The following is a 12,701-nucleotide window of genomic DNA, read 5'->3' as shown; positions in this document are numbered from 1 at the left end:
CCAATTCTGGAAATCATCACCAGTCTTCATCCTTATTTTCACTGGGATGTTGTAAATTATTATTTATCAATAATTTAAAAATTGTTTCAAATTCATCCGAAAAGACTTCTACTTCTGTTTTATTTAAAAAATCATGTGTGACCAACAGTGCTTCGTAAGAAGGTGTGTCTATATGTTTAGGAATCTTTATCAATCTTTGGTCATCTTTAGGAAAGGGAGTTTCAACTTTGCTTCGAAACAGGTAAGGAATTAATGTGGTGGCACAGCTGAGACCGATCAGATCGATTCGATACTCAGAAAAGTAAGATTGTAAACGGGTATTGATCGCCTCAAAAAACTCCAAAGTTTCGGCCAGTCTAACTCTCGAACCCGCTCTTGATTTTCCTTTTGTTTTCAGGTGTTTGATCTGACTTTTCCCCTGTTTTTGACGGACCATATAGGCCCTGAAAACCTTATGATCCATCAACTCTCCATTTTCGAAAAAACCCATTGAAGCCTGACCAGACCGTATCATTAAGAGAATATAATTGAGAAAGTCTTTTTTGGCCAGACTTTGACTATTATTTTGGTACTCCAGCCCTAATGGTAAGCGGATACTCAAGCCGTTCTCATTTTCCCCTGTTTTAAAAAATATTTTCCTTTTTGATTCAATATATTCAAACCTGAAATCTTTGGAACACAGTTCTTTAAAAAGATCAATGGCATTTTCATCGCTAAGAAATACTCTTTCCATCACATATTTTTTCTTTCATGAATCATTGTGGTCTTATTTTTGATATTAGCAGACCTGACTATGCAGACCACAATAGACCAACTTCTTACACGCATGTGTGACCCCCAAGAGAAAGAGGCCTACTTGTATGCAGATAAGCTTTCAAAGATAGGAAATCAGGAAGTTATTGATAAACTGATTGAAATCCTTAAGTCGGAAAATTATGAAAATGCCCAGCTTGCAGCACGAGCTTTGGGTAAAATTCAAGATAATCAACCGGCACTCGACCATCTCTTCGAAGTAATACACAGGAGAGAGAATCAATTGAGAAATGGGAGCTTTGTGCAGACCTTGGAGGGATATGATCTTTCAGAAAAGTTTGTAGATCTTTTCAGACTTTATCTATTCGGGAATTTCAAGACATCAGCGCTTGCCAAAGAACTATTGGATACAGTAGAATTTGAACTGACTCCACGGGTTTTGAAGAAGTTGGAAAAACATTGGAATCATTTCAAAAACAACATAGATCAGAATTCAGAGGAATTTGAAATCAAAAGATCAGAAGTGGAAGAAATGATGGAAGAAATCAAACAAATTTTTTCCGAAAACGAATAACATTTAATAAACAGGGTAAGTTAGGTAAGTATATGAAATTCAGGGATGTAATATTGCTTCACGAGGATTTTCTGGCCGATTTTGGGTTCAGATTAGATAATAGGTCCCTGCATTATACCAAAACATTTGAAGAGGGTAGGCAAATGGTGTTTTTTCACTATACCCAACACGAAGATGTCTCTTACCTTGAGTATCATTTGGGAATCCGCTATGATAAAATTGAAAATATAGTTCATAAGTTTCTTCCTTCACTTGGAGATTATAAAGAGAGAAGTATCACCTTGGTCGAGACTATGGATAGAATTTCTGATGAATTACCCAGAAGATTTTTGGTTGAAAATGACAATGAACTGGGCAGTGTTATAGAGACTGCTGAAGATTTTTTAGTCAAAAAAGGATTTCATTTCTTGGACAAGTTTTCAAATGGGAAAAACCTTGAATATTATTTCAATGAAGACACAGGTACCCCGATTGTAACCCAAAACTTTACTTACAGGTCGGCAAGGGGAATCACTCTAGCCAAATTCTATAATCCGGATGCCTTCGATGAAATGAAGAATACCTACTTGGCCATGCTCAATGAAAAACAAGTAACTCCGTTCAATCTTGCCTGCTTTATCAATTTGATCGATTATTTGGAACACGTTTGATTCAATTCCTTTTTCTTACACCCCGGACAGCTTCTGCCTGAAATGGATCTTCAGGCCAAGAATGTTTTGGATAACGTCTTTTTAAGTCTTTCTTCACCTCAAAATAGGTATTGCTCCAGAAACTTCTCAAGTCTGAAGTAACCTGAACAGGTTTGAATCCCGGAGAAAGAAGATGTAGTAAAAGGCGGGTTTTCCCTTGATTGATACTAGGAGTTTCCATCCATCCAAATACCTCTTGTAGTCTTACCGAAAGAATGGGAGGCTGAGCATCTTCCCTGTAGTCGATCTTAATTTGACTACCACTGGGAACCATGATTTTTAACGGTGTATACTCTTCCAGTAATTTCTGTTGTTCAAAGCTCAAGCTGTTCTTTAAAATTGAGTCAATTTCCAGCTTTTTTAAATCATCCTTGCTTTTCACATTGCTCAGGTAAGGACCAAGCCAATTTTCCAGATGAATTTTTATCCAGTCTTCATTTACTTTAGGAAGCAAATTGTCATGGGTTTTATTGATGAGTTCAATCCGGTTGATAAGTTGGGTTACGTTTTCGTTCCAAGCGAGGTACCTTTGCAAATCATTTCGGATGATAGGAATGATTGCATTTACTTTTTCACTTTGATTTATATCAGAGATAGGAGAGGATCTCAAAACAATTGAACCGATTCCTAATACCTTATGGGCCAAAAATTCCTCCTTTTGTTTGTCCCACCTGACCACTTTCTTTTCTTTCAATAAGGGTTTGAGATCACTTGGATTAATAGGGGAGGCCATAAAAATCTTGCCCATTCCATCCCTTTCGTCAATGTGTGAGATGGCCAGCCAAGATTCGTGTGCCAGGTCATCCCTATGGCCCATCATGGCCAGTTTGCCATTGGCCAACTGGAACTGCGCATTGTTTCCCGGTCTCGCTGAAGCAATCCTTTCCGGATACGCATAGGCAATCAATAGTCCACTTTCAAAAGGGTCCACAGGTCCATTATATTCGGGTTCATTGACCAGTATTTTTCTATACTGGGAAGCTATTTTCTCCAGTTTTCTGATCCCTTTGATAGATAATCCTTCTTTCCTTGCCCTGCGGAGTGCTTCTATTCGGAGATTGATATCTACGCCCATCTCCGGGTTGAGAGGATCTCTTTCTTCCAATAATGCCGCAATGTCAGAAGCCAATGAAACCAATCCGAGTTCTTTGGCCTTAAAGAGCATGTGGGCAATTCTGGGATGGGCAGGGATTTTATGGATACTTTTCCCATGTGCTGTAAGTTTGCCGTTTTGGGTAGCATCCAATTGTTCCAATAGTTCATAGGCCTGAGCCAGTGATCCACTTGGCGGGGGTGATAGCCAGGTCAGATTTTCTATTTTATCCACTCCCCAATGCGCCAGATCCAATACTAAAGGGGCCAAATCGGCTTCTTGGATTTCCGGAACCCTGAACTCCTCAAGTCTGTCATGAGTAGCTCTAGACCACATTCTGTAGCACAGCCCAGGTCCCAAACGTCCTGCTCTTCCGGCTCTTTGGTCGGCAGAATCTTTGGAAATTGCCACAGTTTCCAGTCTGCTCAAGCCTGACCTCGGATTGAATTTGGATCTTTTTCCAAACCCGCAATCTACCACCACTTTGATACCCTCAATGGTAAGACTGGTTTCAGCAATTGATGTTGCCAGTACAACCTTTCTTTTTCCGTCTTTTCTGGGCATGATGGCCTGAAACTGGGCGGTAGGAGAGAGTTGTCCAAAAAGTGGATGGATGGCAAAATTTCTCAGTTTATTTTTAAGCAGGGCTTCTGTTTTCTTGATCTCACCCTGACCGGGTAAAAAGACCAGGATATCTCCTTCATTTTCTGATGCCGCTTTTAAAATGACCTGACTTACAGATTCAGGAAGGGAATATATATCGAAATCACCAGTGTATTTGATTTCAACAGGATAAATACGCCCTTCACTTACCAGTACAGGAGCTTGGAGCAATTCGGCAAGTGATGGCATGTCCAATGTAGCAGACATAACCAAAATCCTCAGATCAGGCCTTAATATTAGCTGTGATTCTCGGCACAGAGCCATGGCCAGATCTGCATGGATATTTCGTTCATGAAACTCATCGAAGATCACCAGGCCTACACCTTCCAAAGCATTGTCCTGATGTAGCATTCTTGTCAGAATACCTTCGGTCAGTACTTCTAGCCTTGTATTAGAAGAGACTTTATGTTCAAATCTGATCCTGTATCCTACAGTTTCTCCCACTTTTTCGCCCAGCATTTCAGACATTCTCAATGCAATGCTTTTAGCAGCCAACCTTCTTGGCTCGAGCATTAGGATTTTTTTTCCTTGCAAAAAATCCTCCTCTAACAAAGCAAGTGGTAAAAGCGTACTTTTTCCGGCACCTGGAGGAGCTGTGACAATCAGTGTATTTTGGTTTTGGCAGGTCAGCTTGACTTTATCCAATATATCGGATACCGGTAAGTTGAATTGCGAATAATTAATTTTCAAAAGAATTTTTTTCCAAAAGTAAATAAAAAACCGCTGTGAAAACTTAATTCACAGCGGTCTAAAGCATTTATTCAATAAATATTAATCAATTTTAAAGAAGCCTCTACCGTATTCCCATCTCATTTCTACTCCGTCAGGTTTCACTTCATAGACAAGTCTTTCTTCCAAAGTAGCAGTCTGGCTTGCAGGGATATTCACCCTCAGGGCATCTTTGCTGCTGTCATAGTTATTGGTTCCCCAAAGACCAGTGTCTTTGTTGAAAATCAAAGTCGATTCACCTTCATTCGGAATAAGGAATAGGCTGTACTTTCCAGCTGGAAGCTCTTTGCCCTGCACTTTGATATCTTTGCTGGTTTCAAAAGTAGTGGCCTCATTGGCCCCTGCTCTCCAAATTTCACCCAAAGGCACCAATACTCCCCAAACTTGTCTGCCATTAACTGCTGGGCTTGAGTAGTTGATGGTGATCTCCGATCCAGCTACTGTACCAGAAGCTGTCCTGGGAGGACTTACTCTTTCTTGATTTTGAGCAATAGCAACTCCTGAAAATACCAGCAAAAAAGATAAAATGCCGGCAGCAATAAAATTGGTTCTATTTTTCATGGTTATTTTGAATTTGATTTGACTCCTAAAATAATCATTTCTCATCAAAATCAAATTTTTACCCAGGATTGTTTCCTGTGGCTTTCAATAATCCTTTCACAAATCAAAAGTTCCCTATGTCCATCTTCGAAGGTCGGGAAACTAGGCTCATCTGGTTGCTTTCCTTCTCTTATGGCCGCATAGACCTCTTTGAACATTTGCTTGGAAGTGTCCGGGAATCCTTCATTATGTCCTCCAGGGAAGCTGATCAGTCCAGCGGCCTCAGGAGTGAAAAGGGAAGGATCTTTCATCAGGTGCTGATTGGCAGACTCTCTTTTTCCGATCCATAGCTCATTAGGCTTCTCGCTGCACCACTCATAGTTGGACTTTGAACCTGCAATCTCAATATTCAACCTGTTTTTTCTTCCTGCATTTACCTGAGAAACGGTGACAGAACCTTTGTTTCCATTGTCAAAGCGAAGCATGACAGTAGCATGATCTTCGGTATTGATAGGCACTTCTTCATAATCTGATTCCTGCAACATTTTTCCTGAATAGGTTTCTATTGCTTTCAGAGGTTTTAGTCTGGTTTTATGAACTGTAGAAAAATCAGCCATGACTTCAGTTACCTTAAGGCCTGTCACATATTCGGTAAGATCCAGTAAGTGGGAACCGATATCTGCGATAGCCCTGGAATCTCCGGACTTATCCGGTTCCAACCTCCAATTGTAATCTGTTTTTAGGAATAGCCAATCCTGAAGATAGGAACCCATGATGCTGTATACTTCTCCCAGATCACCATTTTCACGCATGGTCTTCATCTGTCTGACCATAGGGTAATAGCGCAGGTTGAAATGTACTGCATTGACCAAACCTGTTTCTTTGGCTAAAGCCACTAGTTCTTCAGCTTCTTCAATTTTGGTAGCCAAAGGCTTTTCGCAGACTACATGTTTGCCGGCTTCTAAAGCCGCTTTGGATTGGGAGTAATGTAAAAAATTCGGGGTACAGATATGCACTACATCGATATCCTTTTGCTGAAGCATCTCCTCAAAAGTATATGCATTTGGAATGCCTAAAATATCAGCCTTTGCGCGGGCCAGTTCCATATTGACTTCACATAGTGCAGTGACTTCTACATATGGGATTCTTCTAAGTGCTTCTAAGTGTGCAGGTCCTATAAATCCTGTGCCTACAATTGCTGCTTTGATTTTTTTCATGTTAGGTTATCTGGTTTGATTTGAATGGTGAAAATAAATATAGCCAATGATATTATCTAATAAATCCGAAAACAAAAGGAGTAGACAGAAGGTAATCCATTTAAAACCAATATTTACAGTTTATCAAGAATCCCTGAAAAAGCCCTTAAAAACTTTACCATCTCCTGAAATATTGTTTAAATTAATTCTGCAAAAACATCAAATAGATAAAAATGGCAAACTACAGTCTAAAAATCAACGGAGAGACATTCAATGTCGATGTTGAAGACGATACTCCCTTATTATGGGTACTCAGAGACCATTTGGGTCTTGTTGGTACCAAGTACTCCTGTGGGATAGCCCAGTGCGGCGCTTGTATGGTGCATGTTAATGGAGATGCGGTTCCTTCCTGTACGCTCCCGGTATCCAGCTTAGGTTCGGATGAAGTGGTGACTATTGAAGGGCTGTCTAAGGACGGGGATCATCCTGTTCAAAAAGCCTGGAATGAAATAGATGTGGCACAATGTGGCTATTGTCAAGCAGGTCAAATCATGGCCGCGTCGGCATTACTTAAGAAAAATCCCTCACCAAGCATGGCAGAAATCGAAGATGCCATGAACAGGAACTTGTGCAGGTGTGGAACATATCATAAAATCAGAGAAGCTGTGGCTTATGCCGCTAAAAACAAATAATTATGGCAGAACTAATGAAAACAAACAGACGGGATTTCCTCAAAGTTGCCGGTACGGCTGCAGGGGGATTATTTATCGGGTTTTATTGGTCTGGCTGCGATTCACCTAAAATGAAAGTCCTCTCTGACGAGGAGGTCCTTTCGGAAGCCCATAACTTCAATGCTTTTTTGTCCATATCTCCTTCAGGTGATGTGGTGATGTATTCTCCAAATCCTGAACTGGGACAGAACATCATGACTTCTTTTCCTATGGTGGTAGCCGAAGAGCTGGACGCAGACTGGGAAAAAGTCAGGGTCTTTCAGGCAAACCTGGACAATGACAAATATGACAGACAGGTAACCGGAGGCTCCGGAGCTATGCCTCATTCATGGGAAAGATTGAGAAAAGCTGGAGCCACTGCCAGACACGTATTAGTGGCAGCTGCAGCAGCTAAATGGGAAGTAGATGCTTCTGAATGTAGCACAGAAAAAGGCCAAGTCATCCATAAGGGAAGCGGAAAGAAAATTGCTTACGGTGATTTGGTCAATGATGCTGCCCAGCTTACAGCTCCCGAGGAAGTACCCTTAAAAAACTATAAGGATTTTAAAATCATAGGTACACCTGTAAAAAATGTCCGAAATAAGGAGATGTTTACAGGAAAGCCTCTTTATGGATTGGATGTGTACAGGGAAGGAATGGTCAATGCCATGATTCAAAGACCTCCCTTCGGCATGAAAATTAAATCTGTAGACGACAGTGCGGCCAAAAATGTGCAGGGAGTAACCGATGTGGTTGTTTTCAAAAACAATGTGGCAGTAGTAGGGGAGTCTACATGGCCATTGATGAAGGCCAAGAAACTTCTGAAAATTGAATATGAACCAGATGGTACCGTGGAAAGCTCAGAAGACCATGAGCGCCTATTTGGGGAACTGATGGAAAAAGGAAAAGCCCAAGTGATGCGAAAAGACGGAAATGTAGACCAGGCATTCAGCAAAGCCGCCAAAGTAGTAACTGCTGAGTACCAGTGTCCTTTCCTTTCTCATTCGCCGATGGAACCTATGAATTTCTTTGCCCATGTCAAAGGAGATAGGGTAGAACTTGTGGGACCAACCCAAACACCGGATAGAGCCAGAATGGAAACTGCCCAGTTGCTTGATATACCAACAGAAAACATAACAGTAGAGATTACCAGGCTTGGAGGAGGATTTGGAAGGAGATTGCGTGCGGATTTTGTAGTAGAAGCTGCAGAACTTTCAAAAATCCTGGATAAGCCTGTAAAAGTAACCTGGAGCAGGGAAGATGATCAGACCGGAGGGGCTTACCGCCCAGCTGTAAGGTATAAGTTCCAGGCAGCCTTGGATGAAAACGGTAAGATGACAGGCTACAAACTCAGAGGTGTCGGGATCAATGCTGGCAATACCACAAGGGAAAATAATTTCCCTTCAGGTTCGGTGGATAATTTATTAATCGAATCCATTGATCATAAATCCCCGATCACAACCAATGCCTGGAGAGCACCTATCACCAATTTCCTGGCATATGCAGAGCAGTCATTCTTGGATGAAGTCGCACAGGAAGCAGGAAAAGACCCTGTTGAATTGCGCTTGGAATTGTTGGATAGGGCCAAAAAAGATCCGGTTGGAGAGATCCATTATGATGTAGACAGAATGAAAACCGTAGTGGAAACTGCTGCCGAAAAATCCAATTGGGGAAAAGACAGCAATGTCATGCAAGGATTCAGCGTTTACTTCTCCCACAGGTCTTATGTGGCCCAGGTAGCCAATATAGAAATGGAAAACAACCAACCTGTGCTCAAAAAGATTGTTGCGGTAACGGACTGCGGTATTGTTGTCAATCCAACTGGGGCCAATCAGCAGGTGAGAGGTGGTATAGTGGATGGAATGGGACATGCCATGTTTACCAACATGACCTTTGTCAATGGATTGCCCAAGCAGACCAACTTTGATACCTACAGACTGATCAGAATGAAGGAAGTACCTGAAATCGATGTACATTATATTGATAACGGTATTGATCCAACAGGTCTTGGAGAGCCTGCTTTGCCACCTACTGGAGGTGCCATTGCAAACGCTATTTATAAGGCGACAGGAAAAAGATTGAGGGCCCAACCTTTTATAGAACAAAAGGAATTTTCGGAATTCAACCTGGAAATAAAAAGGGTTTAAAAATAGAAAAGCCTTCCGAAACAATCCGGAAGGCTTTTTTTATAACTCATCCATTTCTCTTTCGGGCCAATAGGGACCGGTCAGTACAAGACTTTGATTGGATGGATCTATAGTGTAAGCCAACTCCATCTTGTCTTTTCCCTTGTCATGGATATTCAGACAAGCATTGAAGTGTATCACATCAAAAATAACAGTGACTTTTCCTGATAATTTATCATGTTGGTCCAGATCCTGTAAACTTACATTTTCCACTACAGCTCCTTCCTTTTTGAAATAGTAGGAAAGAAAAATACCCATATCACGACCTTGTTGGGTAAATAGATCATCCAGAAGTTGGGCTACATTATTATACAAGTCTGTCCTTTTCAGTTCAAATGTCCATTTTTCCTGCATGTCCAAATATAATCGTTTTGTCTGGTACAAAAATTTTTGTTCCTTGATGATGTCCAAACATTTCCTTTGCTAAATTGTAGAACCAGTATGAAATACCCCATTTATTTTGACTACAATGCGACTACACCTTGCCATCCTCAGGTAGTAGAACACATGTTGCCCTACTTTTCCACCCATTTTGGAAATGCTTCCAGCAAGAGTCATCCCTATGGTTGGATGGCTGAGGATGCCGTCGAAACCGCCAGAGAAGAACTAGCCCGATTGATAGGTGCCAATCCCAAAGAGATCATATTCACTTCCGGAGCCACAGAATCCATCAATTTGGCCATAAAAGGAGTTTTTGAACAATATTCAAATCAAAACCAGCATTACATCACCTGCAAGACTGAACACAAAGCCGTCTTGGATACATTTAAGAGCATAGAGGCTAAAGGGGCAAAAGTTACCTATCTACCTGTAGACAATGAGGGAATGGTAGATCTAAAGGGGCTGGCAGAAGCCATACAGCCTGATACCAAAATGATCTCTCTCATGTGGGCCAACAATGAAACGGGAGTGATACATCCTGTGGAAGAAATAGCTATGTTGGCTGAGGAAAGAGATATTATTTTTTTTACAGATGCAGTGCAGGCGGTAGGTAAAATCCCGGTTTCTACGAAGAACATTCACATGATGGCTCTATCCGCACACAAGTTTTATGGACCCAAAGGAGTGGGAGCTCTGTACATCAGGCACAATCATCCTCTTCCCAAACCAAAAGCCTTGATAGAAGGAGGTGGTCATGAAAAAGGCTTCAGAAGTGGTACACTTCAGGTTCCGGCCATTGTTGGGCTTGGAAGCGCTGCAAGCTTGGCTTTGAAAAATATGAAGGATGAAAGTAAAAGATTGGAATCTCTTCGAAACAAACTGGAAAGCGGTATTTTAGAACTTGAAGGAACAAAATTGAACAGCAGTCAAAACAATAGGCTTCCTCATGTGAGCAACATTTCCTTTGAAGGTGTGGAAGGTGAGGAGTTGTTAAGAAAACTGAATAAGGAATTGGCTGTGAGTTCAGGGTCAGCCTGTACAAGTATTTCACCGAAACCTTCCCATGTGTTACAGGCTATGGGAATTAGCCCGGACTTGGGAAAAGCTTCCGTCAGATTTTCTTTGGGAATAACTACTACTGAAAGTGATGTCGATTTTGCGATAGCTTATGTCAAAGAAACAATAGCTTCATTGAGAGCTTAAATCAGGAAAGGCCTTCAAGATCTGCTTCTGTGTCTATATCGATTTCACCTTTGGGAAATGCTACAGTGAAAACGTCCCCCATGTTCTGGAAGATAAGCTTTTTGGCACCTTCCTTGGACTTTAGAGCCAGTAAAGCATCAAAGTATTGCTGATCAAATAAAACAGGAACACCTATGGTATCGGCATAGGCACAGCAAATGATACCCTTTTCACTTGCTGCCTTTTGCTCAATGAGCTGTGTGAGAAGATCGGCATTTACAAAAGGCTGGTCACAAACCAAAAGGATAACCTGATTTAAATTTGGCTCATTGGATAATAAATACCTCAATCCTGCCTGCATAGAGGATGACATGCCTTCTTTCCAGGCTTGATGAATCAAATAAGGAATTCCAGCTGCATCTACATTGTTTTTGATAGTTTCCCCGTTTGCACCCAAGATCAAGACAGCTGATACATTTTCCAACTTGTTGACTTCGTCAAGAATATGCTGAAGCAGCATCTTTCCTTTGACTATTTCCAGTTGTTTGGCCCTTCCCAATCGACTGGATGCTCCTGCGGCCATGATGATGATTCCTGTCGGTTTTAAGAGGCTAAGCATCATGAATTGGACCTTGTTTATCTCTTAAAAACCCGGCGTTTTTCCTACTTAATACAGCTTTTACCTCAGACAAGATAGAAAGAGCTATTTCTTCCGAACCTTCTGCTCCTAAATCCAGCCCTGAAGGTCCGTAAATATTGTCGTCCTGTATCTTGATTCCTTCCGACTCCAGCCTTTCAATCATTTTGAGCTTTTTCTTTTTTGGACCTAGAATACCAATATAGGGCAGATTTAGACCTTTAATATGCTTTAATACTTCTATTTCATATTCGAAATTGTGGGTCATTAGTAAGGCTACCGTGTTTTCATCATAGGGGATTTCATGGCAGATTTCAGCTGCTGATCCCACTGATATTTTATTGGCTGAAGGGAATCTTTCCTTGGTCGCATGGCTACTTCTACCATCATAGAGGTTCAGTTCCCAACCCAACAGAGATGCCATCTTGGCCAAAGGAACCGTATCGTTTCCAGCCCCGAATAATAGCAACCTTAAAGGGGGCTTTATGGATTCTAAAAATAAAAAGTGTTCCTCATATTCAAAGATTTTATTGTATTGAATATCAGAAATATAAGATGAATTTTTTAAAATTTGATTTAATATATTTTGAGGTATATTGTTTTTGTTGCCAATGTAATTTCCACCACTAAAAAGCAGCTTGGTCCCTATTTGTTCGGCCCTGCTTTGAAGCAATGAAAAGACCGTAACCAGGATTTTATGCTTCCTGTCCTTGGAGGCTGTTTTCAATAATTCCACGGGATTGTATTCATCCAAATAATCAATCGGTTCTATCAAGACCTGAATGATGCCATTGCAACCCAGTCCGATTCCAAATTTCTGGTCATCTTCATCGGTAGTGTCGTAGGTAACTATCATCGATTTTTGCTGAAAAATGACAGATTGTGCCTTTCTTAGGGCATCACCTTCCAGGCAGCCCCCGGAGATTGCACCGGTAAGCTCACCATCTTCCGATACTAACATTCTGGCTCCTGGCCTCCTATAGGCGGAGCCATCTACTTTTACTACAGTGGCCAAAGCAATCTTTTTTTGCTGCTCTTTATATCTTTGATAAGTAGCTATTATCTGAGAAATTTCTTTCATCAATGCGGTGATTTTGAATATTCCAAACTAAGTTAAAAACATGAATTGAAAGCAATTGATTTGATAAATGGAGGTATTTTTGCATGATTTTGCAGGTGAAAGCGGTTTGATGTGTTCAAATCCCTGAAACTGTCGGAAACCTATAGAGAAATGTAATAATATGAATGCTGTTGAAAATCTGATTGTTGTGAAAACTTCTTTTTTAGATTAAAAATGAATAATGCGAAATGGCAATACTTAGTGCCTAAAAATAGGATTTTCACAAAATTTCTCGGTATTTTGTAGAT

At 40.9% G+C, this 12,701-nt stretch carries 12 protein-coding genes; 5 read left to right on the top strand and 7 right to left on the bottom strand.

Annotated features, from left to right (window positions below):
* Positions 1 to 16: 16 nt before the first annotated feature.
* Entirely contained in the window at positions 17 to 733 is a 717-nt protein-coding gene (locus tag EGN73_RS09530; protein WP_219288756.1) for a hypothetical protein, read from the bottom strand.
* Between the two features lie 60 nt (positions 734 to 793).
* Here EGN73_RS09530 and EGN73_RS09525 point away from each other — a divergent pair, with 60 nt between their 5' ends.
* Together EGN73_RS09525 and EGN73_RS09520 are read left to right on the top strand one after the other, a co-directional pair.
* On the top strand, positions 794 to 1,327 hold the full coding sequence (locus EGN73_RS09525) for a HEAT repeat domain-containing protein (protein WP_219288754.1): 534 nt from the start codon (positions 794 to 796) through the stop codon (positions 1,325 to 1,327).
* A gap of 32 nt (positions 1,328 to 1,359) precedes the next feature.
* Complete coding sequence (locus EGN73_RS09520) at positions 1,360 to 1,977, top strand: hypothetical protein (protein WP_219288753.1); 618 nt, start codon at positions 1,360 to 1,362, stop codon at positions 1,975 to 1,977.
* A gap of 1 nt (position 1,978) precedes the next feature.
* On the opposite strand, the gene hrpB is transcribed toward EGN73_RS09520, so the two are convergent.
* From hrpB to EGN73_RS09505, 3 genes are all read right to left on the bottom strand, one after another.
* Positions 1,979 to 4,462 carry an ATP-dependent helicase HrpB gene (hrpB, locus tag EGN73_RS09515; protein ID WP_246611528.1) on the bottom strand — a complete coding sequence of 828 codons (2,484 nt, stop codon included), beginning with the start codon at positions 4,460 to 4,462 and terminating at the stop codon, positions 1,979 to 1,981.
* Between the two features lie 81 nt (positions 4,463 to 4,543).
* Positions 4,544 to 5,062 carry a DUF2911 domain-containing protein gene (locus EGN73_RS09510; protein ID WP_219288751.1) on the bottom strand — a complete coding sequence of 173 codons (519 nt, stop codon included), beginning with the start codon at positions 5,060 to 5,062 and terminating at the stop codon, positions 4,544 to 4,546.
* Between the two features lie 50 nt (positions 5,063 to 5,112).
* Entirely contained in the window at positions 5,113 to 6,258 is a 1,146-nt protein-coding gene (locus EGN73_RS09505) for a Gfo/Idh/MocA family protein (protein ID WP_219288749.1), read from the bottom strand.
* Positions 6,259 to 6,470: 212 nt separating this feature from the next.
* On the opposite strand from EGN73_RS09505, the gene EGN73_RS09500 reads away from it, so the two are divergent.
* Positions 6,471 to 6,929, top strand: coding sequence for a (2Fe-2S)-binding protein (locus EGN73_RS09500; RefSeq protein ID WP_219288747.1), 459 nt, complete (start codon positions 6,471 to 6,473; stop codon positions 6,927 to 6,929).
* A gap of 2 nt (positions 6,930 to 6,931) precedes the next feature.
* Entirely contained in the window at positions 6,932 to 9,094 is a 2,163-nt protein-coding gene (locus EGN73_RS09495) for a xanthine dehydrogenase family protein molybdopterin-binding subunit (protein WP_219288745.1), read from the top strand.
* Positions 9,095 to 9,133: 39 nt separating this feature from the next.
* Here the strand turns inward: EGN73_RS09495 and EGN73_RS09490 are convergent, their stop codons facing one another.
* Positions 9,134 to 9,517, bottom strand: coding sequence for a hypothetical protein (locus EGN73_RS09490; protein ID WP_219288743.1), 384 nt, complete (start codon positions 9,515 to 9,517; stop codon positions 9,134 to 9,136).
* A 57-nt stretch (positions 9,518 to 9,574) separates the two neighbouring features.
* On the opposite strand from EGN73_RS09490, the gene EGN73_RS09485 reads away from it, so the two are divergent.
* Positions 9,575 to 10,717, top strand: coding sequence for a cysteine desulfurase family protein (locus EGN73_RS09485; protein ID WP_219288740.1), 1,143 nt, complete (start codon positions 9,575 to 9,577; stop codon positions 10,715 to 10,717).
* Position 10,718: 1 nt separating this feature from the next.
* Here EGN73_RS09485 and EGN73_RS09480 read toward each other — a convergent pair whose 3' ends face one another.
* The gene (locus EGN73_RS09480) at positions 10,719 to 11,318 is read right to left on the bottom strand and encodes a nucleotidyltransferase family protein (RefSeq protein ID WP_219288737.1); all 600 of its coding nucleotides are present in this window, start codon (positions 11,316 to 11,318) and stop codon (positions 10,719 to 10,721) included.
* A complete protein-coding gene (locus EGN73_RS09475; protein ID WP_219288734.1) occupies positions 11,308 to 12,414 on the bottom strand; it encodes an XdhC family protein in 1,107 nt (368 codons plus the stop codon). Before EGN73_RS09475 ends, EGN73_RS09480 begins: the two co-directional genes overlap by 11 nt.
* Positions 12,415 to 12,701: the final 287 nt, after the last annotated feature.

This window comes from Arthrospiribacter ruber, assembly GCF_019343195.1.
GTDB lineage: Bacteria > Bacteroidota > Bacteroidia > Cytophagales > Cyclobacteriaceae > Arthrospiribacter > Arthrospiribacter ruber.
Note: the sequence above shows the minus strand (reverse complement) of the source record. Positions and strands in the feature narration are given on the sequence as shown.